25 protein-coding genes and 1 pseudogene are annotated in these 23,516 nt (G+C 41.0%); 7 read left to right on the top strand and 19 right to left on the bottom strand.

From position 1 onward, the window contains the following. Positions 1-278: 278 nt before the first annotated feature. Positions 279-929, top strand: coding sequence for a MarC family NAAT transporter (locus IM45_RS00300; RefSeq protein WP_038499438.1), 651 nt, complete (start codon positions 279-281; stop codon positions 927-929). A 71-nt stretch (positions 930-1,000) separates the two neighbouring features. On the opposite strand, the gene fis is transcribed toward IM45_RS00300, so the two are convergent. The 4 genes from fis to aroQ all read right to left on the bottom strand — a co-directional run bounded on the left by fis (position 1,001) and on the right by aroQ (position 3,790). Further along, entirely contained in the window at positions 1,001-1,297 is a 297-nt protein-coding gene (gene fis, locus IM45_RS00295; RefSeq protein ID WP_038497795.1) for a DNA-binding transcriptional regulator Fis, read from the bottom strand. A 205-nt stretch (positions 1,298-1,502) separates the two neighbouring features. Beyond that, positions 1,503-2,852 carry an acetyl-CoA carboxylase biotin carboxylase subunit gene (gene accC / locus IM45_RS00290; protein ID WP_038497792.1) on the bottom strand — a complete coding sequence of 450 codons (1,350 nt, stop codon included), beginning with the start codon at positions 2,850-2,852 and terminating at the stop codon, positions 1,503-1,505. 11 nt (positions 2,853-2,863) lie between these two features. Continuing rightward, on the bottom strand, positions 2,864-3,316 hold the full coding sequence (gene accB, locus IM45_RS00285; protein WP_038497789.1) for an acetyl-CoA carboxylase biotin carboxyl carrier protein: 453 nt from the start codon (positions 3,314-3,316) through the stop codon (positions 2,864-2,866). A 21-nt stretch (positions 3,317-3,337) separates the two neighbouring features. Next, positions 3,338-3,790, bottom strand: a complete 453-nt coding sequence (gene aroQ, locus IM45_RS00280) for a type II 3-dehydroquinate dehydratase (RefSeq protein WP_038497786.1) — start codon at positions 3,788-3,790, stop codon at positions 3,338-3,340. A gap of 429 nt (positions 3,791-4,219) precedes the next feature. Between aroQ and mreB the strand changes: the two genes are divergently transcribed. The 3 genes from mreB to mreD all read left to right on the top strand — a co-directional run bounded on the left by mreB (position 4,220) and on the right by mreD (position 6,814). Next, on the top strand, positions 4,220-5,263 hold the full coding sequence (gene mreB, locus IM45_RS00275) for a rod shape-determining protein MreB (RefSeq protein WP_038497783.1): 1,044 nt from the start codon (positions 4,220-4,222) through the stop codon (positions 5,261-5,263). An 82-nt stretch (positions 5,264-5,345) separates the two neighbouring features. Then, positions 5,346-6,302, top strand: a complete 957-nt coding sequence (gene mreC / locus IM45_RS00270) for a rod shape-determining protein MreC (RefSeq protein ID WP_051984626.1) — start codon at positions 5,346-5,348, stop codon at positions 6,300-6,302. Between the two features lie 29 nt (positions 6,303-6,331). Next, a complete protein-coding gene (mreD, locus tag IM45_RS00265; protein WP_038497781.1) occupies positions 6,332-6,814 on the top strand; it encodes a rod shape-determining protein MreD in 483 nt (160 codons plus the stop codon). Positions 6,815-6,878: 64 nt separating this feature from the next. On the opposite strand, the gene thiH is transcribed toward mreD, so the two are convergent. From thiH to thiC, 6 genes are read right to left on the bottom strand one after another with little or no spacing between them, the layout of a single operon-like run. Beyond that, a complete protein-coding gene (gene thiH, locus IM45_RS00260; protein WP_051984587.1) occupies positions 6,879-8,042 on the bottom strand; it encodes a 2-iminoacetate synthase ThiH in 1,164 nt (387 codons plus the stop codon). Continuing rightward, positions 8,039-8,821, bottom strand: coding sequence for a thiazole synthase (locus tag IM45_RS00255; protein ID WP_038497778.1), 783 nt, complete (start codon positions 8,819-8,821; stop codon positions 8,039-8,041). The genes thiH and IM45_RS00255 overlap by 4 nt, the downstream gene beginning before the upstream one ends. Before the next feature lie 3 nt (positions 8,822-8,824). Continuing rightward, the gene (gene thiS / locus IM45_RS00250; protein WP_038497775.1) at positions 8,825-9,025 is read right to left on the bottom strand and encodes a sulfur carrier protein ThiS; all 201 of its coding nucleotides are present in this window, start codon (positions 9,023-9,025) and stop codon (positions 8,825-8,827) included. 27 nt (positions 9,026-9,052) lie between these two features. Beyond that, on the bottom strand, positions 9,053-9,814 hold the full coding sequence (locus tag IM45_RS00245) for a HesA/MoeB/ThiF family protein (RefSeq protein ID WP_038497772.1): 762 nt from the start codon (positions 9,812-9,814) through the stop codon (positions 9,053-9,055). Further along, a complete protein-coding gene (thiE, locus tag IM45_RS00240; RefSeq protein ID WP_038497769.1) occupies positions 9,807-10,454 on the bottom strand; it encodes a thiamine phosphate synthase in 648 nt (215 codons plus the stop codon). The genes IM45_RS00245 and thiE overlap by 8 nt, the downstream gene beginning before the upstream one ends. A gap of 18 nt (positions 10,455-10,472) precedes the next feature. Continuing rightward, complete coding sequence (gene thiC / locus IM45_RS00235) at positions 10,473-12,326, bottom strand: phosphomethylpyrimidine synthase ThiC (protein WP_051984586.1); 1,854 nt, start codon at positions 12,324-12,326, stop codon at positions 10,473-10,475. 665 nt (positions 12,327-12,991) lie between these two features. On the opposite strand from thiC, the gene hupA reads away from it, so the two are divergent. After that, positions 12,992-13,270, top strand: coding sequence for a nucleoid-associated protein HU-alpha (hupA, locus tag IM45_RS00230; RefSeq protein WP_038497765.1), 279 nt, complete (start codon positions 12,992-12,994; stop codon positions 13,268-13,270). A gap of 89 nt (positions 13,271-13,359) precedes the next feature. On the opposite strand, the gene purD is transcribed toward hupA, so the two are convergent. From purD to rplM, 8 genes and pseudogenes are all read right to left on the bottom strand, one after another. Then, positions 13,360-14,643, bottom strand: coding sequence for a phosphoribosylamine--glycine ligase (gene purD, locus IM45_RS00225; protein WP_038497762.1), 1,284 nt, complete (start codon positions 14,641-14,643; stop codon positions 13,360-13,362). A gap of 16 nt (positions 14,644-14,659) precedes the next feature. Then, complete coding sequence (gene purH / locus IM45_RS00220; protein WP_038497759.1) at positions 14,660-16,255, bottom strand: bifunctional phosphoribosylaminoimidazolecarboxamide formyltransferase/IMP cyclohydrolase; 1,596 nt, start codon at positions 16,253-16,255, stop codon at positions 14,660-14,662. 155 nt (positions 16,256-16,410) lie between these two features. Then, positions 16,411-17,268 carry an RNase adapter RapZ gene (gene rapZ, locus IM45_RS00215; protein ID WP_038497756.1) on the bottom strand — a complete coding sequence of 286 codons (858 nt, stop codon included), beginning with the start codon at positions 17,266-17,268 and terminating at the stop codon, positions 16,411-16,413. Between the two features lie 173 nt (positions 17,269-17,441). Next, a pseudogene (locus IM45_RS00210) lies at positions 17,442-18,033 on the bottom strand (ATP-binding cassette domain-containing protein). Positions 18,034-18,150: 117 nt separating this feature from the next. After that, complete coding sequence (locus tag IM45_RS03760) at positions 18,151-18,354, bottom strand: LptA/OstA family protein (RefSeq protein ID WP_320408707.1); 204 nt, start codon at positions 18,352-18,354, stop codon at positions 18,151-18,153. 127 nt (positions 18,355-18,481) lie between these two features. After that, positions 18,482-18,706 (bottom strand): LPS export ABC transporter periplasmic protein LptC, encoded by a 225-nt coding sequence (lptC, locus tag IM45_RS03660; RefSeq protein WP_158384638.1) that lies wholly within the window; start codon positions 18,704-18,706, stop codon positions 18,482-18,484. Positions 18,707-19,023: 317 nt separating this feature from the next. Then, positions 19,024-19,422 (bottom strand): 30S ribosomal protein S9, encoded by a 399-nt coding sequence (rpsI, locus tag IM45_RS00195; RefSeq protein WP_038497754.1) that lies wholly within the window; start codon positions 19,420-19,422, stop codon positions 19,024-19,026. A 15-nt stretch (positions 19,423-19,437) separates the two neighbouring features. Next, positions 19,438-19,866 carry a 50S ribosomal protein L13 gene (gene rplM, locus IM45_RS00190; protein ID WP_038497751.1) on the bottom strand — a complete coding sequence of 143 codons (429 nt, stop codon included), beginning with the start codon at positions 19,864-19,866 and terminating at the stop codon, positions 19,438-19,440. Positions 19,867-20,329: 463 nt separating this feature from the next. Here rplM and zapG point away from each other — a divergent pair, with 463 nt between their 5' ends. Both zapG and degQ read left to right on the top strand, forming a co-directional pair. Beyond that, on the top strand, positions 20,330-20,737 hold the full coding sequence (gene zapG, locus IM45_RS00185; protein WP_038497748.1) for a Z-ring associated protein ZapG: 408 nt from the start codon (positions 20,330-20,332) through the stop codon (positions 20,735-20,737). A gap of 81 nt (positions 20,738-20,818) precedes the next feature. Next, positions 20,819-22,189, top strand: coding sequence for a serine endoprotease DegQ (gene degQ, locus IM45_RS00180; protein WP_038497745.1), 1,371 nt, complete (start codon positions 20,819-20,821; stop codon positions 22,187-22,189). A 69-nt stretch (positions 22,190-22,258) separates the two neighbouring features. Here degQ and murA read toward each other — a convergent pair whose 3' ends face one another. Beyond that, a complete protein-coding gene (gene murA / locus IM45_RS00175) occupies positions 22,259-23,512 on the bottom strand; it encodes a UDP-N-acetylglucosamine 1-carboxyvinyltransferase (protein WP_038497742.1) in 1,254 nt (417 codons plus the stop codon). Positions 23,513-23,516 lie beyond the last annotated feature (4 nt).

Raw genomic sequence — 23,516 nt, 5'->3', positions numbered from 1 at the left:
CGCCCTTCATTTGAAGAAATAACTTATTAACTGACTTAAACCGTAATAAATATTGCTGTTCACTAGAATTTATTAATAGAATCTTTTTATTAATAGTACCTATAAAGTATAATGATTGGCATTTACGGTCGTAGGCAGTACATTTAATAATGAATAGATATTCAAAGTAGTTGTAGCAGGTAACGCTCTAAATGATAGGGCCGGCGCTTCTTATTTTTGTACGATATTCTATCGAATATGCCACCAGATTTACTAGTTTACTAGGAGAAAAATTACCTATGTTAGAACTCTTTAAGGCTATTGGCCTGGGCCTGATGGCTCTATTACCTCTCGCAAACCCCCTTACTACCCTAGCACTATTTTTGAGCCTCAGTAAAAATATGACTCCTGAGGAGCGTAACCAGCAGTCGCTACTGACATCTTTTTATGTCTTTATCATCATGATAGTGGTATTTTATGCTGGAACCCTAGTCATGAAAACTTTTGGAATTTCTCTCCAAGGTTTGCGTATTGCTGGTGGTCTGATTGTCTCATTTATTGGATTTCGCATGTTATTTCCAGATCTAGAGCAGACTAACGAAATAGAAAACCAGACCAAAGACAAGATAAAAAACGTTAATATAGCTTTTGTACCGCTCGCCATGCCAAGCACAACAGGGCCAGGTACTATCGCTATGATTATTAGTTGGGTCTCTACGATTAAAGAGGGTGTTTATTTTGCACCTTGGATAACTAAGATTGCGCCTATTTTGGTGTTTCTCACCGTTAGCTTGATAGTCTGGGGAGTACTGCGTAGCTCAGGCGCAATCATGCGTTTTATCGGCGCTAATGGAATTAAGGTAATCTCACAACTAATGGGATTCTTACTAGTGTGTATGGGTGTACAATTTATTATTAATGGTATGTTAGAAGTACTAGTCCAAGAGTAATAAGCTAGTTGTTACGGCAACAGTAAATACATTACTATTGCCGTAACTAGTAAAGTCAATCAAAAAAATTATTAATTCATACCATACTTTTTTAATTTCTTACGTAGTGTGCCACGGTTAATACCCATTATTAGAGCAGCGCGGGTCTGGTTTCCTCGAGTATATTGCATGACCATATCTAAGAGTGGTTGCTCTATTTCGGCTAACACCAATTCATATAAGTTTTTAATATCCTGACCATTCAGGAGAACAAAATAGTTTTTTAATGCTTGTTTAACTGAGTTACGTAGAGGTTTTTGTGTAACCTTATCTTGCGCATTAATGGTAGAAACAATTAGTACATCAGAATTAACACGTTGTTCTAACATAATTATGTCAGCCTTAACCAAATAATTTCTTCACCCATATTTAGGTATGTAACTTACCGATATGTACAAAGGTATAGTATTGAATGTGCACAGAAAACATTAAGAATCTCTTTTCTCCGCAAGAGTAGATATCTTACGCATTTTATTCCGAGAAGAAAACTCAATATTTGGTACAATACCATATTTGGTACAATACCATAGTATATTAAGTTTTATGTATACCTAACTTTTGTTCTAAATAGTGGATATTAGTGCCACCGTTCTGGAAGTTCTCATCATTTATTATTTGAAGCTGGAGATCGATATTAGTTTTAATATTATCGATAATTAATTCTGTAAGTGCATTTTTCATACGTGAAATAGCGACATTACGGTTCTCACCAAAACAAATCAGTTTACCAATCATAGAGTCATAATACGGCGGTACTGAGTAACTCGTATAAATATGTGACTCCCAGCGAACGCCGAAACCGCTTGGAGCATGAAAACGAGTGATCTTGCCAGGACTAGGCAGGAAAGTATTGGGATCTTCTGCATTAATACGGCACTCAACTGCATGGCCAGATATTTTGATCTTATCTTGAGTGATGGACAGTGGTTGGCCTGATGCAATTAATAACTGTTTTTTAATAATATCTATACCAGTGATCATTTCAGTAACTGGATGCTCAACCTGGATACGAGTGTTCATTTCGATAAAGAAGAACTCGCCTTTTTCATATAGAAATTCGAAAGTGCCAGCCCCACGATAGCCTATTTCAACACAAGCCTTAGCACAACGTTCTCCGATATTACGACGTAACTCATCAGTTATACCCGGCGCCGGCGCTTCTTCTAAAACTTTCTGGTGTCGGCGTTGCATTGAGCAATCACGCTCCCCCAAATAGATAGCGTTGCCTTGGTTGTCAGCTAAAACCTGAATCTCGATATGGCGAGGATTCTCTAGATACTTCTCCATATAGACTATATCGTTACTAAACATGGCTTTAGCCTCCGCGCGAGTAATTCGGATCGAATACTCTAGATCTTTCGAATTGCACACAACACGCATACCGCGTCCACCACCGCCTTCGGAAGCTTTAATAATTATTGGATAGCCGATAAGATTAGCAATAGTGTGGTTTTTTTGCATATCTTCGCTAACTGGTCCATCTGAGCCAGGTATACATGGTATACCTGTTTGTTTCATTGTTTTGATGGCAGAGACTTTATCTCCCATCAGACGAATAGTCTCTGCTTTAGGACCGATAAAAATAAATCCTGAACGCTCAACTTGCTCCGCAAAATCAGCGTTCTCGGACAGGAATCCATACCCTGGATGAATAGCAGTAGATCCGGTAATTTCCGCGGCAGAAATTATGGCAGGAATATTTAGATAACTTTTCATAGAGGGCGGAGGGCCGATGCATATCGTTTCATCTGCTAAAAGTACATGTTTGAGATCACGGTCGGCGGTAGAGTGCACAGCTACGGTTTTAATGTTTAGTTCTTTACATGCACGAAGGATACGCAGCGCAATTTCACCGCGATTTGCGATGACAATTTTTTCTAACATTTGACGCCTCGTTACTCGATGATAATTAGTGGCTCATCAAATTCAACCGGTTGACCGTTATCTGGTAAAATAGCTTTTACCACACCGGCTTTATCGGATTGAATACTATTCATTATTTTCATAGCTTCAACTATGCATAGAGTGTCGCCGACGTTTACTTTCTGACCTACTTCTATGAAAGTTTTAGTGTCCGAACTCGGAGTACGGTAAAAAATCCCCACCATTGGTGAGCGCACAATATGACTACTCATAGTTGCAGGTACGGCAGCGGTTTCGATAGCAGCTTCATGTACAGTCCCTGACTGCGGTTGGGAAGTAGGGATATAAGTCTGTATCATTGGGTAGGCAGATTGTACCGTAGCACGACTGATACGAACCGATTCTTCACCTTCAGATATTTTCAGCTCTGAAATGCTAGATTCTTCAACCAGTTCAATTAGTTTCTTGATCTTACGAATATCCATAAGTGAAGTTCCATACTCTAATTAATTAGATTTTGATAGAAGTTTTACCGCAGTCTTTAAAGCAAAGTGATACCCATCAACACCGAAACCACAGATCACGCCAACCGCAATATCAGACAGATAGGAAGAATGTCTAAAAGGCTCACGAGCATATATATTGGAGAGATGAATCTCGATAAACGGAATATTTACCGCTAAAAATGCATCACGCAAGGCAACGCTAGTATGGGTAAACGCGGCAGGATTAATAATGATAAAATCATTCTTGCCACGAGCTTCATGTATATGATGGATTAGCGTATGCTCTGCATTGGACTGAAAATGACTTAGTTTTGCTCCAAGGCTAGCAGCAAGATTAATCATATCTATGATTATCTCATTAAGTGTGGTACCGCCATACTTTTTGACTTCACGGTTACCTAGCAGATTTAGGTTAGGGCCATTCAGAAGCAAAATGTGGAACTTTTCAGCCATTATACGGTGATCTAGCTTCAATTTACGATACCCCGTAGAAGATAACTAACAACAAATTATTTGTCACTTTTTTGCTTAAATATTTGTTATTTATTATGATCACATAATAGAAAAAAGGTATTTTGAACACTCAATTGGTTTCCGATACTTTTATCGGTGCAATTGATATTTGTTTCGTACTGATCTTACTGGAGTATAAAAAATATTCATGTTTTGAACCCAGATTAGTCTTAAATTTTTTTTAATATTTCAGTCAAATTTATGTTTGACCGCAAAAAAGACAATAGTTTCGCACCTCTCCGGGCTAAAATCTATAACCAATATTTATTTTTTTGTAATAATATTACGAATATTATCTCTTCTATAACAACATATTGTATGTTTTTTACACCGTTTTGATTTTGCACTATTACTAGCAGGATATAATTTATGTTTAAAAAATTTAGAGGCATGTTTTCTAATGACTTATCCATTGATCTAGGGACTGCGAATACCCTCATTTATGTAAAAGGACAGGGCATTGTCCTGAACGCACCTTCCGTTGTTGCGATTCGTCAAGATCGTGCTGGTACGCCGAAATGCGTAGCGGCAGTTGGCCATGAAGCAAAACAGATGCTGGGGCGTACGCCCGGTAATATTGCAGCCATCCGTCCGATGAAAGATGGTGTGATTGCCGACTTTTTTGTGACGGAGAAAATGCTGCAGCACTTTATCAAACAAGTTCATAGTAATAGTTTCATGCGTCCAAGTCCGCGTGTACTAGTCTGTGTTCCGGTAGGTGCTACCCAAGTAGAACGCCGTGCTATCCGTGAATCAGCACAGGGTGCTGGAGCACGCGAGGTTTTCTTGATTGAGGAGCCTATGGCTGCAGCAATAGGTGCTGGACTGCCGGTATTTGAAGCAACGGGATCAATGGTAGTCGATATTGGCGGCGGTACCACAGAAGTTGCAGTAATTTCGCTGAACGGTGTAGTCTACTCCTCTTCTGTACGCGTTGGAGGCGATCGCTTTGATGAAGCTATTATTAATTATGTACGCCGCAACTACGGTTCCCTGATTGGTGAAGCTACCGCTGAACGAATTAAGCATAGCATTGGTGCTGCCTATCCCGACGATGAACTGCGGGAGATTGAAGTACGTGGTCGTAATCTAGCAGAGGGAGTACCACGTAGTTTCACTTTGAACTCCAATGAGATTCTAGAAGCGCTACAGGAGCCACTTACTGGTATTGTTAGTCCAGTTAGGGTAGCGCTGGAACAATGCCCGCCGGAGCTGGCATCAGATATTTCAGAGCGTGGTATGGTGCTTACTGGCGGAGGTGCGCTGCTACGTAATTTAGATCGTCTACTAATGGAAGAGACAGGTATTCCTGTTATCGTAGCAGATGATCCATTAACTTGTGTTGCCAGGGGCGGTGGTAAGGCGTTAGAAATGATTGATATGCATGGTGGTGATTTATTCAGCGAAGAATAACTTACCTCAAACTAAAAGAAAAATAAGGGAGAATAGGTCCGAGATAGTACTTCCTTTTTTTATTGAGGTCAAAGTGTCGTTTATAAAGCCAATTTTCAGCAGAAGCTATTCTCTGCTGCTGCGACTATTGCTAGCCATGATAGTTGCCATAATTATAATTATGGTAGATAGTAGGCTAGAGACTTTTGTGAATATTCGTACCTACATGGATACTGCAGTCAGTCAGTTTTATTTGATTGCTCATCGACCACGCCAAATGCTAGATGATATCTCACAAATTTTGGCTACTAACGCTCAACTAAAGTTAGAAAATCGTGCTTTGCGCCAAGAGTTGCTGCTAAAAAAAAGTGAGCAATTGTTGCTCGGGGAGTATAAAAAGGAAAATAGTAAACTACGTGAGCTACTGGTATCTCCGATGCTTCAAGATGAGCGTAAAATGGTTACCAAAGTGATTTCTCTCAGGACTGATCCATACCGTCATCAAGTGGTAATTGATAAAGGGTGGGGTAATGGTGTGTATATCGGCCAGCCAGTTATCAGCGACCAAGGAGTAGTAGGGCAGGTTATTGCTACCAGTAAGTTAACTAGTCGTATCTTGCTAATTTGTGATGCCTCCCACGCGCTTCCAATTCAGGTGTTACGTAATGATATCCGGGTAATTGTCGTGGGTAATGGATGCACGGTAGATCTACAGCTTGAACATCTACCGTGTAATACTGATATTCGTGTCGGTGATGTACTAGTTACCTCAGGTCTTGGAGGCCGCTTTCCAGAAGGTTATCCTGTTGCTGTTGTATCGTCGGTTCAACTAGATACGCAGCATGCACATACTATAATTAAGGCGCGACCTACAGCCGTGTTGCAGCATTTACGTTATCTACTCTTACTGTGGGGTGCGGGTCTACGTCTTGAAGTCCCGCTACCACCAGATGAGGTACGTCGTGTCGCTAAAGAACGGCTAATACAGATGATGCCAAAGGGCCTGCAGTATTCAGCGTCAGCTACGGGTCAAAGCTTAACCTACTTGAACGAACATTGAATTACATCTACGTTGATTGAAACGCAATAATGAATCGGTATCATCGTTACGGAGGCTGGATTATCTGGTTCTCTTTTATTATCACGATAATCCTACAAATCATGCCTTGCCCGCCACCCATTAATATCTTCTGTCCTTCTTGGCTAAGTTTGTTACTGATTTATTGGGTGATGGTCTTACCACATCGTGTGAATGTAGGAACAGGATTTTTACTAGGACTCATCATGGATTTAATGATTGGTTCGACGCTAGGTGTACATGCACTAGCACTTAGTATTATCGCATATCTTGCGGTATTAAAATTTAGGTTATTCAGAAATATAACCCTTTGTCAACAGGCTATTATTGTCACAATACTATCATTATTAACTAAATTTATTGTATATATAACATCTCTTTGTTTTATGAATATTTTATTCAAACCAGAAATATTTTGGAGCAGTCTAGTCGATGGCATAATGTGGCCCTGGCTTTTTTTACTCATGCGAAAAATACGACGCCAAGTACAATAAAAAATATTTCTCACGGATCTGCTCTCTTACTAGTAAACAGCAAAATTATAAAGTGATTTGAAAATTATTTCATAGATTTGATTCTTTGATTTTTCTCAGCTGGCGAATCAATAGATAAGCATTCCAGTCCGTCTTTCCATATAGGCTGTAAGCCAGCGCGGATAAATGCTTGCGCTACATCTTGTAGAGAACGATTATCGTGTGGTAAAAACTGCTCCAGCTCCTGCTTTTCATGGGCATAACCACCAGGTTGAGTTTTAGAGCCTGCACTCACACTATTTACCACGATGGGCACAACATTATCGCGGAAATACGGCGATTCTCTGGTAGAAAGAGAAATTTCAACTTCAGGGGCTAGTAGGCGAAAAGCACACATTATCTGCAATAATTGAGCTTCATTTATCAAAGATGAGGGCGTGACTCCGCGGCCAGCGCAAGGACGCAGCCGCGGAAACGATAGAGAGTAGTTACTACGCCAATAGCTATTGCGCAGATAAAGTAAATGGCGGGCTAACATATAACAATCAGTACGCCAGTCTTCCGACAACCCTATCAATGCTCCTAGACCGATTTTATCTATTCCAGCGCGTGCTACACGATCTGGTGTTTCTAACCGCCAGAAGAAATCCCGCTTCTTACCACGTAGATGATGAAGATGATAGGTTGGTAGATGATAAGTTTCTTGGTATACTAGTATACCGTCTAGTCCAAGCATCTTTAATTCAGTATACTCCTGTTGCAAAAGAGGTTGAACCTCCATAATCAGGGAACTAAAGTAGTCGCGTACTTTCGGTACGCAACGACGAAAATAGTTCATACCTACTTGATTTTTATGTTCTCCGGTTACTAACAGTAGAGAGTCGATACTTTGGGCACGAATCGCCTCACATTCGTCGATAATTTCCTGTTCATCAAGAATTTTACGCCGTATGCGATTACTTATTGAGAAACCACAATAGCTGCATTCATTAGCACAAAGATTAGAGAGGTAAAGCGGCAAATAGAAACTAACGATATTACCGAAACGTTGGCGAGTCAAATTCTGAGCTCGCTGTGCGAGAGGTTCTAGATATACACTCGCTACTGGTGATAATAGTGCCATCATCTCTTCTGGACCAAGAGAGCTAGCCATTAGCGCTCGTTCTACATCTAGTTTATTCTGACTATGGATACGCATACTGGTAACATTCCAGTCTATCTGTTGCCAGTACTGACTAAAAGTTGTCATGAACATACCTCGCGGTCGCAGGATAAAAATCCTGTTAATGGGCTAGTTGCACTAGCATACTGTCTGCGCGGCGCTAGACCTGCAGCGTTAACTAACTCTCCCGCCATTAATGCTAGTCGGAAAGCGTTAGCCATGGCTACGGGATCTTGTGCGACAGCAATAGCTGTATTGACTAACACTGCATCTGCACCCATTTCTAGTGCTTCTAGCGCCTGGCTTGGAGCTCCAATACCTGCATCTACTACTACAGGTACTTGCGTTTGTTGAATAATAATTTGTAGGAAATCGCGAGTTTTTAGCCCCTGATTGGAACCTATAGGAGATCCTAGCGGCATAACGGCCGCACAACCTACTTCCTCAAGGCGGCGGCATAATACTGGATCTGCGCTACAATATGGCAGTACAATAAAACCCTCCTTAACTAATTTTCCTGCTGCCTTCAAAGTTTCTATTGGGTCTGGTAGTAGATATTGCATGTCTGGATGAATTTCTAATTTGATCCAATTAGTACCGATGGCTTCGCGTGCCAGCCTAGCGACAAAAAGCGCCTCATCAGCTGTTTTCGCACCAGAGGTATTAGGTAGCAATTTCACACCTGTTTGACGCAGCCCCGGGAGTAGAGCATCATTACCTTCCTTTAGATCTACCCTGCGCATCGCTAAGGTTATTAGCTCACTACCAGCAGCAGCTATGGCTTGCAACATCAGTTCTTGGGTAGCGAATTTTCCAGTACCAATGAATAATCTAGAACGAAAATTAGTATCAGCAAGAGTAAACATTTTTTATCCTCCGGCAATGGCCTCGAATAATAAAATATCGTCGCCATCTTGTACCTGATATTCGGACCAACACGTGCGGGGAATGATCGTCTGATTAACAGCTAGTGCGGAGCCAGAAGTCTGTGCATAGAGTTGGTTAAGTAGTGTACTTAAGGTTAATGGCTGAGCTAACTGCATCGGATGATCATTAAAAGTAATTGTCATTATAGTTTTCTCCTTTCTTACTACCAGTCAAGTATTAGTAGCGCAGACCGAACATTGCTTATTCCGACTTAAGTATAAAATACGCCACTGAAGGGTTTTACCATCGAATAACCACAATTTACCTGCTGTTTTCATTGGTAAGCCGCACAGCAATTTAATGGCCTCTAGTGCCTGCAAGGTACCCATGATACCTACTACCGGACCCAGAATACCTGCGGTACGACAATTACGTTGCGTATTCTGTGGCGGCTGCAGATCTGGAAATAGACAGGCGTAACAGCCGCTGCGCCACGGTGGTTGCAAAACCATCATTTGACCGTTAAAACCTACCGCACTAGCACTAATCAGCGGTATACTGCTGCGCACACAAGTAGTATTTATCACGTGGCGAGTAACCATATTATCGCTACAGTCTAGTACCACATTAGCACGCATTACTTGCTCATCTAACCAAGTAGTGTTTTGTAGTCTCCTTGTCAGAGCAATATAACGTACCTGTGGATTTAGTGCAGTAAGTTGTTGCTTGGCTACCTCTGCTTTTAATTGTCCAATATCTCCAGTACGATAGAGAATTTGCCGCTGTAAGTTAGTCATATAGAGACTATCGTCATCTGCTAGCAATAAAGTACCAACACCTGCAGCAGCTAGATACAGCGACGCTACTGATCCTAATCCGCCTAATCCAGCTAGTAGTACTGTAGCTGCCTGCAGCTGTTTTTGTCCCGCAGGACCCACTTCTTCTAGCAGCAGCTGACGGCTGTAGCGTAAAAAATCCTGATCGTTAAGCATGGCAGTGCTGCCAGCGATTAATTTTATCTAGTAGACTAAGAGTTGCCTGACGCCAATCCGGCGCACGAGTGATCGCGCTGACTACAGCGATACTACCAACACCACATTCTAGTACAGCCTCTACCTTATCAGCGCTAATTCCTCCGATAGCCACCGTAGGAATATTCCGCAACTTTGCAACTATACTCCGTAATGCTTCTAACCCCTGTGGGCTAGAGGACATTTTTTTAGTGATCGTAGGGAAGATATGACCAAGTGCAATATAGGAGGGACGCCAAGCCATTGCACGCATTAATTCGACTTCATTATGAGTAGACAGTCCCAAAAATAGTCCGGCACGATTAATAGCATTTGCATCAGCCTGATCCATGTCTTCTTGTCCCAGATGTACACCATAGGCGTTATAGCGAATAGCGAGGCGCCAGTAGTCATTTATAAAGATTCGCGCTGCATAACGTTGTCCAAGTAATACCGCGGCCTCGATATCTGGCGCTACCTCAGCCTCACTCTTATCTTTTATTCGTAATTGCACGATGGTCACTCCAGCATCCAGCATGCGCACTAACCACATCAGCGAATCTACTATAGGATATAGACCAAGCCGATAGGGTAGCGGTGTAAAAGATTTGTTACTAAACATTCTTTATTTACACCATAATTAAGTGATATGAGGGGAATTAGCCTGTCTAACTTGGGCATCGGCGTAATTACGAACTTCTTTAGAGATTTTCATCGAACAGAATTTAGGGCCGCACATTGAGCAAAAATGTGCCATTTTACCTGCTGCCTGCGGCATAGTTTCATCGTGATAGGTACGCGCTGTAATTGGGTCCAGCGCTAAATTGAATTGATCTTCCCAGCGGAATTCGAAACGCGCCTTAGACATAGCGTTATCACGTATCTGCGCACCAGGATGCCCCTTTGCAAGATCTGCGGCATGGGCAGCAATTTTATAGGTTATCAGCCCTTGTTTAACATCTTCTTTATTAGGCAAACCTAGATGTTCTTTGGGAGTTACATAGCACAGCATCGCGCATCCAAACCAGCCGATTAGTGCGGCACCGATACCTGAGGTAAAATGGTCATAGCCTGGGGCTATATCTGTTGTAAGTGGCCCTAGAGTATAAAACGGTGCTTCGTGGCAATGTTTTAGTTGATCTGTCATATTACGCTCAATCATATGCATCGGAACGTGACCTGGTCCTTCAATCATTACTTGTACATCATACTCCCAGGCTATTTTCGTCAACTCACCCAAGGTATAAAGTTCAGAAAATTGTGCTTCGTCATTAGCATCCTGTACGGAACCAGGACGCAGACCATCTCCAAGAGATAAAGCAATATCATAAGCAGCACAAAGATCACAGATATCGCGAAAGCGTTCATAAAGAAAGTTTTCCTTATTATGTGCTAAACACCATTGTGCCATAATCGAACCACCACGGGATACGATACCAGTTAACCTCCGAGCGGTCATAGGAATGTAACGCATAAGCACGCCAGCATGAATTGTAAAATAATCTACACCTTGATTAGCTTGTTCCAATAATGTGTCGTAGAATACCTTCCAGTTAAGATTTTCCACTACTCCATTAACTTTCTCTAACGCTTGATAGATAGGCACAGTACCGATAGGCACTGGGCTATTGCGTAATATCCATTCTCTAGTTTCATGAATATAACGGCCAGTTGAGAGATCCATCACTGTGTCTGCTCCCCAACGAGTAGACCATACTAGCTTTTCAACTTCTTCCTCGATGGATGAGGTAACAGCCGAGTTACCGATATTTGCATTGACCTTAACTAGAAAATTACGGCCGATAATCATCGGTTCAGATTCTGGATGATTAATATTACTCGGAATGATAGCGCGTCCAGCAGCTACTTCCTGTCGCACAAATTCTGCAGTGATGTGATCAGGTAATGCCGCGCCAAAGCTCTGGCCAGAATGCTGCCGATGTAGTACATCACTATAGATACGCTCCCGACCCATATTTTCACGTAAGGCAATAAACTCCATTTCTGGCGTAACGATGCCAGCGCGTGCGTAATGCAACTGGGTCACGCAGCACTTATTACGAGCACGACGCGGATCATGGTGGGCAGCAAAACGCAACTGCTCTAGTCCCTTTTCGGTACGCCGTTTCCTGTTATCCCGATAACTAAGGGCGCTAATTTGCTCGCTATCCTGTCGTGCGACAATCCACGTTTCCCGTAAACGTGGCAGACCGGTACGCACATTAATGACCACAGCTGGATCGCCGTAAGGACCTGAGGTATCGTAAACAGGCACTGGTTCATTATTCTCATAACGTGCATCGTCGCAGTTATCACCTATAAATGTAGGATTGAGCTTAATTTCACGCATTGGTACCCGGACTGAAGGAGTAGTACCCTGTAGATAAATCCGTCGGGAGTTTGGAAAAGCACTACTACCGGTTAAGCTATCAATGAAAGCTTGCGCCTGAGTACGGCTCACACGACGTGAAGTATGTGTAGATGATGTTGACATAAAACATTCCTCTGTATTAATTATCATTACCGGGATTAACCTATCTTAAGTACTATTTTTAGTACTATATCAACTTATGAGCATCTCAGTCCCGGAGATCAGTCTTTACCATGATATAACGCTATTAATAATTATTCATATATAGTAATTTAGAGTAATTATTAATAATGATAAAAAGCATCTAATATATCTGCGCTCAAAATTAAGATGATATTATGTTAGTATTTTATTACTAGCAACATACTAAAGCTAGTATTTTCTAGATTACTAGTGAATCAGTAATAGTACAACACAAATATAATATGATATATCATATTTACTTACTAGTAAACATTACATAAGCGAGCTGTATGATCGAATAAATTCGTTGCGTTGGTCATAGCAATCTTGTTTAAAAATCAATCAAATAATGTATGATGATTCCATTTTCTAGGCTAAGACTAAGCTGGGCCTATGATCGCTAATTATCCCTATTTTATTTTGATATGTAATTGAGTGATCTATTGATACGATAGAGTCAGCAAGATGTTCTATTTAAGAATTTAACTGTTGTTTTACTTTGCTATAAGGCTTCACATGATCTCCTGTCTCGTCTACATTTGAGGGGCATGAAAATACATCGTACTCAATGCTTAGCAAGCGATAAAACACTGTAAGGATAATATATGAACAAAACTCAACTAATTGATGTAATTGCGGATAAAGCAGATCTCTCTAAAGCACAGGCTAAGTTAGCATTAGAATCCACCTTAGCAGCAATTACGGAGTCTCTTAAAAAGGGTAATGCCGTACAATTGGTTGGTTTCGGCACTTTTAAAATTAATCATCGTAGCGAGCGTATTGGCCGTAATCCACAGACTGGTCAAGAAATAAAAATAGCTGCTATTAACGTGCCTACATTTATTTCTGGTAAAGCTTTAAAAACAGCAGTAAAGTCAACATAATGTGTATGTGGTTAAAGTTGAGGGGAAAAATACCCCTCTTTTGTACAACACTCACAATCTTAAGATGAAGAGCTTATTTAATTTTCCGCTTAATCTGGTAATAGTCTTGCCCTATAGCCGATATCACGTCGGCAAAAACTATCCTGCCAATGTATTAAGTCTACGGTTTGGTAAACGCGTGCTTGCGCTTCGGCGACCGTATTGCCTAGCGCGGTAACGCATAAGACGCGACCGCTCTGTGTCAAAATCTTACCTTGCTCCAAGCGTGTTCCAGCATGAAAAACTTTCTCTTCGTTGCTCTCTCTCGTAGGCAGGCCACTAATTTCATCACCAATACGATAATCGCCCGGATAACCACCTGACGCTAGTACCACGCTAAGTGCAAATTTTTCGTCCCACTCTGAGATTTCTTGATCTAAAGAACCTTCTGTTGCTGCTAGACAATGGGCTACTAAGTCGGAGCGCATACGGAATATTATCGGCTGGGTTTCTGGATCTCCCAAACGACAATTAAACTCAAGAACTTTCGGCTGTCCTTCTGGCGTTATCATAAGACCAGCATAAAGAAAACCAGTATAGAGATTATCTTCCCACGCCATACCTTTTACTGTTGGCAAAATTATCTGATCTAATATTTTATGATACAACTCATCAGTAACTACCGGTGCGGGAGAATAGGCACCCATACCACCAGTATTAGGGCCAGTATCCCCATCACCGACTCGCTTATGATCTTGGCTCGTAGCCATCGGCAAAACATGCTTGCCATCCACCATAACGATAAAACTTACTTCTTCACCACTGAGGAATTCTTCAATGACAATGCTACGACCCGCTTCGCCAAAAATATTACCAGCTAGTATATTTTTAATTGCTGATTTTGCTTCAGCTAAGGTGATTGCTACTATCACTCCTTTGCCAGCTGCCAATCCATCCGCCTTAATTACAATAGGTACGCCTTGTTGTTGCACATAATCCATAGCTGGTCCAAGTTCAGTAAAATTTTGTGAAAAGCCAGTGGGGATATGGTGACGAGCTAGAAAATCTTTAGTGAAAGTCTTAGAACTTTCCAACTGTGCCGCTGCTTGGGTGGGGCCAAATACCCGCAGCCCAGCAGCATTAAAAACATCCACGATACCTTTTACTAGCGAAACTTCTGGACCGACGATAGTTAAACCAATATTTTGTCGTTTGGCAAAAGCAACCAGCGCTGGGATATCAGTAGCAACGATATTAATATTGTTCAGTAATGGCTCAAGAGCTGTACCTGCATTACCAGGAGCGACGAATACTTTTTGTGCTAAAGGTGAGCTTGCTGCTTTCCATGCTAAGGCATGTTCACGTCCACCGTTACCAATAATTAAAATGTTTATGAATGAGCTCCTATGTTTAGTGGCGAAAATGACGCATATGGGTAAAAATCATAGCTATACCATGTTCATTTGCAGCGGTGATCACTTCTTGATCGCGAATAGATCCACCAGGCTGGATAACACAACTGATACCAACTGCAGCGGCAGAGTCAATACCATCACGGAATGGGAAGAAGGCATCGGATGCCATGGTTGATCCACGTAGATCTAGACCTTCTTCCGCTGCTTTTATACCCGCAATTTTTGCAGAGTAAACCCGGCTCATCTGACCAGCACCAATACCAATAGTGCGATGATCTCTAGCATAAACGATAGCGTTTGATTTGACGAATTTAGCAACTTTCCAGGAAAAAAGTGCATCGCGTATTTCCGACTTCGTTGGTTGACGTTCGCTGACGACAAGTAAATCTTGCTGCTTCACCATGCTTAAATCACGTTCCTGTACCAGCAGTCCCCCATTGACCCGTTTAAAATCTAGACTCGGTACCTGCTCATTCCATTGACCACTAGTTAAAATTCGTACATTATTTTTAGTAGCGAGTATTGCTAGAGCATCTTTGTCTACTGTTGGTGCAATAATGACTTCCACGAACTGGCGGAACATAATCTCCCTAGCAGTACTAGCGTCTAGTGACTGGTTAAAAGCGATAACGCTGCCAAAGGCGGAGGTAGGATCGGTTTGATAAGCACGTTCATAGGCTGCTAAAAGTGTTTCTCCGGTAGCAACACTGCATGGATTAACGTGTTTAACAATGACGCAAGCTGGTTCACTAAACTCTCTTACACACTCTAAGGCTACGTCAGTATCTGCTATATTATTATAAGAAAGGGCTTTGCCTTGCCATTGTTGTGCGGTAGCTACTGAGACATATTGACGCCCGGTATCAATATAGAACGCCGCTAATTGATGGTTATTTTCGCCATAACGCATATCTTGTTTCTTAATGAAATTGAGATTCAAGGTGCGTGGGAACTTACTGGATAATTTATTGCGATCGCTATAATCTGCCTGTACTTCACGATTTAAATAGTTAGCAATCTGACAATCGTAGGCGGCAGTATGTTCAAACGCCTTAATAGCAAGATTAAAACGTGTTTTTAGGGTAAGAGCATTCTTATTACGATCCATCTCTGCAATAATAGTAACGTAGTCGTTGATGTTAACAACTACTGCTACATTCATATAGTTTTTAGCTGCGGAGCGTAAAAGAGTTGTACCACCGATATCAATATTTTCCATTGCTTCTTCACGGTTACATGTTGCGCAGGCAACTTTTTCGGCGAAGGGATAGAGGTTTACCACTACCATGTCAATCGGCTCTATACCATGCTTGGACATCATCGCATCATCGATATTACGGCGGGCTAGGATGCCACCATGTACTTTGGGATGCAATGTTTTGACTCGCCCGTCCATCATTTCTGGAAAACCAGTATAGTCAGAAACTTCCGTAACCTGCAGTCCAGCTTGTGTTAACTGGCGCGCAGTTCCGCCAGTAGAGAGTAGCTTTACACCTCGTGTAGATAACGATTGTGCGAATGCCAACAGATCTGTTTTATCCGAAACACTAAGCAAAGCGCTACGAATAGAAATAAGAAGTGGTGGTTGCATGGAAAATGACCTGTCATTGCATGTAGACTAAGTTTGTTATTGTCACATTAATTCTAATGTATAAGATAGTATTACTTTGAGTAAAGATTTAAATCAAGCGAAATATGCAGGACGAAAGCGTGATGACAAACTATGTTATGTTTACGTAATAATCATCATGAACATTTTTCTAGAGTCCTGTGACGGGACTGGACATTTTTGCCACGTGAACGAAAATAATCAGCTAACTGTTCGGCGATATATACCGAACGATGTTTACCACCAGTACAGCCTATTGCGACCGTCAGATAACTGCGGTTATTAGTTTCTAGCATGGGTAGCCAAAGTTCTAAATAGCTACTAGTTTGGGAAATAAAATTATGTACTTCAGTATGTCGGTCAAGAAATGCAACTACTGGTTGGTCCAAACCTATCATTTGTCTGAGTTTTGGATCCCAGTGCGGATTTGGTAGAAAACGTACGTCGAAAACGTAGTCAGCATCAATAGGAATACCGTGTTTGTAACCAAACGATTCAAATACCATAGTGAGCTCTCGTTCCCGTTTACCTAAAATACGGGTACGTAACATTTCAGCTAGTTCATGTACCGACATATCAGAGGTATCTATAAACAAATCTGCGCGCGAGCGTAACGGCTCTAGCAGCTTCTTCTCTTCATCAATAGCATTTTCTAACGAAAGGTTGCGATTGGAGAGAGGGTGCCGCCTTCTAGTATCACTATAGCGACGAATGAGAGTATGACGTTCTGCATCTAGGAACAAAATTTGTGGAATAAACGCCTGCAATAGAAATAAATTTGTCATAGTATTTTCAAACATTTCCGACGAAGAGGGCATATTACGCACATCAAGACTTACTGCGGCGGAAATATGACCTTCCGCGAAGGTACTAGCTAGTTGCGGTAGCAACATCACTGGTAGATTATCGACACAATAAAAACCCATATCTTCCAGCGCACGCAACGCAACAGATTTTCCCGAACCAGATCGACCGCTGACAATCATCAGCACCATGACGATAAACCCCTCTGGCTTGTGGCTTGCTTACACTGTTTTGTTTGCCAATGGTTTGATTTTACCTAATAGTCATACTTATGCTGGTACTTACCCCAATTGAAAAGTATTGGTAATGTTAACATAATTTACAGGTATAGTGAGAGGATCAGCTATTATGATTTAATCAGATCCTAAAATTTAAGGTGAAATTTTTCGCCCAAATAAACCCGGTTTACCTGTTCATTACGCAGGATATCGGTAGGGGTACCATCGGCTATTAGTTTTTCTTAGTTTACAATTTGGCACACATCGAGCGTATCCCACACGTTATGGTCAGTGATCAGAACACCTAATCCACGGTTGCGGAGATGTTAAATGATCTGCTTGATCTCGATAATAGAAATAGGATCGACACCAGCAAAAGGTTCGTCAAGTAAGATAAATTTTGGATTAGCTGCTAACCCACGAGCTATTTCTACTCAGCGGTGTTCACCACCAGATAGTGACTAACCAATATTATAGCGCAAGTAGCTGATATAAAACTCTTCCATCAACTCATGAGCACTATTGTGACGTTGCTCTTTGGTTAGATCATTCCTAATTTGTAATACGGCCATCAAATTATCGAAGACCATCAAGCGGCGGAAGATCTATGTAGTGGTAAAATGCTTATATCATCATTATCGAGAGTCGCTCTGGATAATGCCAACAACGTTTACCTTCAAACTGACATCTTCTACCTTGATAGGTTTTAGCTAGATGTTCTGCGATTAATGTTGCCATCAGATTATTGATTACCTACCTGCTGGTAGTAGCACCGGTACCAGAACAGTAGTAATTTGTTTACCTTTGTTACTAACAGCTTCCATCTGCTGTATTTGAATTCGATAGGTAATATGATCACTTTTGATGTTTGATGTTATTAGAACTGTGTTCTAAATAGGCTTCATCAATAAAGCTAATGAGATCGTAAGTAGTTTCATAACGTACTTTTAGGGCATGCCCACGCACTCGTTTACCATCTTTTTGTAGTTGATAGGATATAATGGGATTAGCATACTCTCCGACCACCTCACGTCCCTCTTGACCATCAGGACGCGTGATTACTATTTTATTAGCGTCGATCTTGATGGAGCCCTATTTTACCATAACTTTACCTGTAAGCGTTACGGTGTTGGTAGTCATATCTATCGATTGATAGGTAGAGCACATATAGATTGGCTGTTTGTTATTATTTATGAGCGCTAATGCTACTTGCACACTTATTAGTACTATGAGTATAGTATAAAGTGTGTGGTGAGCGATTGATTTCATCAGAAGTTTTTACCTGATCAATCAACTCAGCTGTTTTTTTACGTAGATTGACCCACATCTTCATGCCAGTAGAATAAAAATTAGTACCATATAAAGAAGTCTCTTCATCCGATAGGATATTTTGTGTAATCAGATTAATCACTGCATTCTTTGTAGTCAGACATTTGAGCTACGAAGTTTCGATTAGGTGATTTGCTCGAATATGACTATATAGGTAAAGTACCTTATCATGATCCTGTGGCGATACCATCCATCCTAATTTATCTATACTCACCTAATTTACCTATACTCATTACTGCTCTAGTAAAACATAGCTTAGCAGGTATGCTGGCAATTATTGTTTATATATTAATAATAGTACGATCAAATATCCAGAAAGATATTAAATATCAAAGCAGTAGCTAATATTTTTTTCTATAGTGTTAACTAACCTTAGTCTTGATATTGTTCGGTCATTCATTAACGTTTGGAGAACTGCGGACGACGGCGAGCTTTACGTAGTCCAACTTTCTTACGTTCAACCTTACGAGCATCACGGGTAAGAAAACCAGCTTTACGTAGATCTGCGCGCAGGGTTTCGTCATACTGAATTAGTGCACAGGTAATACCATGGCGTATCGCGCCAGCTTGCCCCGAGATACCACCACCTTTAACAGTAACGTAGAGATCTACTTTACTCACCATATCGACTAATTCTAATGGTTGAAGTACTACCATGCGGGAGGTTTCTCGACCAAAATACTCATCTAAACTACGTCGGTTGATTATAATTTTACCATTACCTACTTTATTAACAAAAACACGGGCGGAAGAACTTTTACGACGACCAGTACCATAGTATTGATTTTCAGCAGCCATTACTTATAATCCCAACTAAATTTTCAGAACTTGCGGTTGCTGTGCTGCATGGCGATGTGTAGCACCCGCGTAAACTTTAAGTTTTCTCAGCATTGCCCTACCTAGGGGTCCTTTTGGCAACATACCTTTAACGGCTATTTCAATGATATGCTCAGGACGACGGGCAATCATTTCTTTAAAATTATTTTCTTTGATACCACCGACAAAGCCGGTGTAATGATAGTATTTTTTATCATTATATTTATTACCAGTGACTTTTATTTTATTAGCGTTTAAAACAATTAAATAATCACCAGTATCTACGTGTGGAGTATAAATCACTTTATGTTTACCACGCAGACGAAGAGCAAGTTCGGTAGCAAGACGACCCAATGTCTTACCACTAGCATCAATCATATACCAATGACGTCTTATAGTTTGTAGCTTTGCTGTAAAAGTTTTCATTATCAAACTGACCCTATTTTTAAGTATCACGTTATTTCAAAAAAATTAATTAAATAGTGTCTTAAGCGGAGGCTATTATGCTGAGCTACTAAGCTTTTTCGGAAAAAAATATTCTTAAAGATGGAACGATATGTTTGAGCTTAATAGAATAGACGACAAAAGTCGACTATTTTTTATTAATTCAGAGTTAATATATGCTATTTCTTAGTTTTACGTACTATGAATAAACCTCGCTTTTTAGCGTGATAGCATGCAGGTAACTCATATAGCTAGCCAAAAGTTCTGAGTGAATCGATTTACTTTATTTATGTAGCGAGCGGATGTTCTCAAAATAACATGTAAAATACTTATTTCTACATGTTATACAGTGGTCTAGCCACAATGTAGTATCACTATTAATTGATACTACATTGTGGCTAACCATGTCATAACCCCCGTAGTATCACTAAAAATAGGAGTTATTATGACTTGGAAACCTACGCTCATTGGATTCTTAGTAGGAATAATTATCGGTGCGATTGCAATGCGGTTCGGTAATCGTAAGTTACGCCAACAACAAACTCTACAGAATGAGTTAGAGAAGAGTAAAACTGAACTCAATAAGTGTCGGAAGGAACTAAATAGCCATTTTGCTCGTAGTGCCGAATTACTTGACAATATGGCTAATAGCTATCGGCAGCTTTATCAACATATGGCTAAAAGTTCTAATAACTTGTTACCTGCTCAGTCTAAAGAAGACAATCCGTTTCGTTATCGCCTTACTGAAGCAGACAATGATCAAATTCCTGCTGAAATACAACCGTGGGATGACTCTTCTGAAAGCTCCAGCGAGATACCATGTTCCACTTATGTTTCGCGTAATAAGTTATGAGAATAAGTAAGATTACACGGTTCCTAAACTTTCGTCTAGTTGCTATCACGTGTGATGAATCACAAGCGAGTTTATATTGAAATGAAAACAAAACTTTTCTTTCGCGTATGGATCCTAAGCCTTGGGCTGAGTTTTGTACCATTTTCTGCGCTTCTAGCGGCGCTTCCCGCCGAAGTTCCCGGACAAACTATGCCAAGTCTAGCTCCTATGCTAGCAAAAGTACTACCCGCAGTAGTCAGCGTTCATGTAGAAGGTACACAGTCAATACAGCGACCTACTTTACCAAAGGAGTTTAGATATTTTTTTGGTCCAGATATCCCTGGTGGTAATCAGAGTATCAGGCCGTTCGAAGGATTGGGATCAGGAGTGATTATTAATGCCTATAAAGGTTATGTGATTACCAATAATCATGTTATTAATGGTGCCGATAAAATTAAAATACAGCTCAACGATGGCCGTAAATTCGATGCTAAACTTGTTGGTCACGACGAACAAACTGATCTAGCTTTGTTACAACTGCCTGTGCCAAAGAACCTAACAGAAGTGAAGATGGCGGACTCAGATACCTTGAAAGTAGGGGATTTTGCCGTAGCAGTAGGCAATCCATTCGGTCTTGACCAAACCGTCACCTCCGGTATCGTTTCAGCGCTAGGTCGCAGTGGGCTTAATTTGGAAGGATTAGAAAATTTCATTCAAACTGATGCTTCTATCAACCGTGGTAACTCAGGCGGTGCGCTAGTTAACCTCAACGGTGAACTCATAGGTATCAACACAGCTATTCTTGCACCAGGAGGCGGTAATATTGGCATTGGTTTCGCTATTCCCAGCAATATCGTAAAAAATTTAAGCCAGCAACTGATTGAATTTGGCGAAGTTAAACGCGGTCAGCTTGGAATAAAAGGTACAGAATTAACTGCTGATATCGCGAAGGCTTTTCATATCGAAGCTCAGCGCGGCGCCTTTGTTAGCGAAGTTCTAGTAGGATCAGCGGCTGCTAAAGCTAAGATAAAAGCCGGCGATATTATCGTATCGGTAGAGGGAAAACCTATTCAAAGTTTTGATGAACTGCGTGTTAAAGTAGGTACAACTACACCAGGTAAAACTATCAAACTTGGGCTACTACGTAACGGTAAACCGTTGGATATATCCGTGGTACTAGATGATAGTGCTTCTGTGACCTCTAGCGAAGAGGTGTTAACACCGGCGCTGCAAGGTGCCTCTCTTAGTAATGGAAAGCTAAAAGACGGCACGAAAGGTGTACGGGTAGAGTATGTTATAAAAGATTCACCAGCTGCAGCAATTGGTCTGCAAAAAAACGATATTATTATCGGTCTAAATCTTGAACATGTACAGAATATAATTCAATTACGTAAGGTTTTAAATGGTAAACCAGCAGTTATGGCATTAAATATAATTCGTGGTGATACTCGTATTTTTATCTTATTAAGATAAATTATTTCTTAGTTCAAAACTGACACCGTAGTTTTTGTAGCGGTGTTAGTTTTATGACTGAGACAATGCTTAGCTAATACGTTCAATATTAGCGCCTAAATTTCGTAATTTATCTTCGATGCCATCATAACCACGATCGATATGATAAATACGATCTACTACTGTCATACCTTCTGCAATACAGCCAGCTAATACTAAACTAGCAGAGGCGCGTAAATCTGTAGCCATAACCTGTGCCCCTGAAAGTTTATCTACGCCATGGCAGATAATTGTATTGCTTTCGATCTCTGCATGCACACCCATACGTATGAGTTCTGGTACATGCATAAAACGATTTTCGAAAATAGTTTCCGTGACCATACCAGTTCCCTTAGCTACTAAGTTTAGTAAGCTAAACTGTGCTTGCATATCAGTGGGAAATCCAGGATACGGTGCTGTGCATACCGTAATGGCCTTAGGTCGTTGTCCGTGTATATTTAAGCTTATCCAATCTTCTCCTGTTTCGATATTAGCACCTGTTTCACGTAATTTATCTAGGACCGCATCTAGTATATCAGGGCGCGTTGCTTGACACAAAACATGTCCCCGAGAAATAGCAGCCGCTACTAGGAATGTGCCAGTTTCAATACGATCTGGTAGCACGCGATAAACCCCACCACCTAGATACGAAACACCCTCAATGATAATTTTATCGCTACCAGCACCACGAATCTTAGCACCAAGAGTGGTGAGGAAATGAGCTGTATCTACAATCTCCGGTTCTAGTGCTGCATTATCGATAATAGTAGTACCTTTCGCTAATGTAGCAGCGCTCATAATAGTTACCGTCGCGCCTACACTGACTTTATCCATAATGATATGAGCACCTCGTAGCCTTCCTTTAACCGAGGCTTTAACATATCCTTCTTCTAACTTAATAGTAGTTCCTAGCTTTTCTAAGCCACGAAGATGCATATCAACTGGCCGTGCCCCAATAGCGCAGCCTCCAGGTAAAGAAACCTGACCTTGTCCAAAACGTGCTACTAGTGGGCCCAGTGCCCAAATAGAAGCACGCATTGTTTTTACTAAATCATATGGTGCGCAATAGACATCGACTCTACTAGCATCTACATAAACTGATTCATTGCGTTCGACCCGAGCACCAAGTTGACTAAGTAGTTTCATAGTCGTTTCGATATCTTTAAGGTTTGGAACGTTTTGGATTTCTACAGGCTCTTCAGCTAATAATGCAGCAAATAAAATTGGTAAAGCTGCGTTTTTAGCACCTGAAATCGTTACGTTTCCGATCAATGGGGTAGGACCCTGGATACGAAATTTATCCATTACA

Origin of the sequence: Candidatus Palibaumannia cicadellinicola, from assembly GCF_000754265.1 — a bacterium.
GTDB classification, from domain to species: domain Bacteria; phylum Pseudomonadota; class Gammaproteobacteria; order Enterobacterales; family Enterobacteriaceae; genus Baumannia; species Baumannia cicadellinicola_B.
Note: the sequence above shows the minus strand (reverse complement) of the source record. Positions and strands in the feature narration are given on the sequence as shown.

Coding starts and splice junctions, on each gene's coding strand:
- IM45_RS00300 (WP_038499438.1), top strand. CDS start 279: ATGTTAGAACTCTTTAAGGCTATTGGCCTGGGCCTGATGGCTCTATTA.
- fis (WP_038497795.1), bottom strand. CDS start 1,297: ATGTTAGAACAACGTGTTAATTCTGATGTACTAATTGTTTCTACCATT.
- accC (WP_038497792.1), bottom strand. CDS start 2,852: ATGTTAGAAAAAATTGTCATCGCAAATCGCGGTGAAATTGCGCTGCGT.
- accB (WP_038497789.1), bottom strand. CDS start 3,316: ATGGATATTCGTAAGATCAAGAAACTAATTGAACTGGTTGAAGAATCT.
- aroQ (WP_038497786.1), bottom strand. CDS start 3,790: ATGGCTGAAAAGTTCCACATTTTGCTTCTGAATGGCCCTAACCTAAAT.
- mreB (WP_038497783.1), top strand. CDS start 4,220: ATGTTTAAAAAATTTAGAGGCATGTTTTCTAATGACTTATCCATTGAT.
- mreD (WP_038497781.1), top strand. CDS start 6,332: ATGAATCGGTATCATCGTTACGGAGGCTGGATTATCTGGTTCTCTTTT.
- thiH (WP_051984587.1), bottom strand. CDS start 8,042: ATGACAACTTTTAGTCAGTACTGGCAACAGATAGACTGGAATGTTACC.
- IM45_RS00255 (WP_038497778.1), bottom strand. CDS start 8,821: ATGTTTACTCTTGCTGATACTAATTTTCGTTCTAGATTATTCATTGGT.
- thiS (WP_038497775.1), bottom strand. CDS start 9,025: ATGACAATTACTTTTAATGATCATCCGATGCAGTTAGCTCAGCCATTA.
- IM45_RS00245 (WP_038497772.1), bottom strand. CDS start 9,814: ATGCTTAACGATCAGGATTTTTTACGCTACAGCCGTCAGCTGCTGCTA.
- thiE (WP_038497769.1), bottom strand. CDS start 10,454: ATGTTTAGTAACAAATCTTTTACACCGCTACCCTATCGGCTTGGTCTA.
- thiC (WP_051984586.1), bottom strand. CDS start 12,326: ATGTCAACATCATCTACACATACTTCACGTCGTGTGAGCCGTACTCAG.
- hupA (WP_038497765.1), top strand. CDS start 12,992: ATGAACAAAACTCAACTAATTGATGTAATTGCGGATAAAGCAGATCTC.
- purH (WP_038497759.1), bottom strand. CDS start 16,255: ATGCAACCACCACTTCTTATTTCTATTCGTAGCGCTTTGCTTAGTGTT.
- rapZ (WP_038497756.1), bottom strand. CDS start 17,268: ATGGTGCTGATGATTGTCAGCGGTCGATCTGGTTCGGGAAAATCTGTT.
- rpsI (WP_038497754.1), bottom strand. CDS start 19,422: ATGGCTGCTGAAAATCAATACTATGGTACTGGTCGTCGTAAAAGTTCT.
- rplM (WP_038497751.1), bottom strand. CDS start 19,866: ATGAAAACTTTTACAGCAAAGCTACAAACTATAAGACGTCATTGGTAT.
- zapG (WP_038497748.1), top strand. CDS start 20,330: ATGACTTGGAAACCTACGCTCATTGGATTCTTAGTAGGAATAATTATC.
- degQ (WP_038497745.1), top strand. CDS start 20,819: ATGAAAACAAAACTTTTCTTTCGCGTATGGATCCTAAGCCTTGGGCTG.
- murA (WP_038497742.1), bottom strand. CDS start 23,512: ATGGATAAATTTCGTATCCAGGGTCCTACCCCATTGATCGGAAACGTA.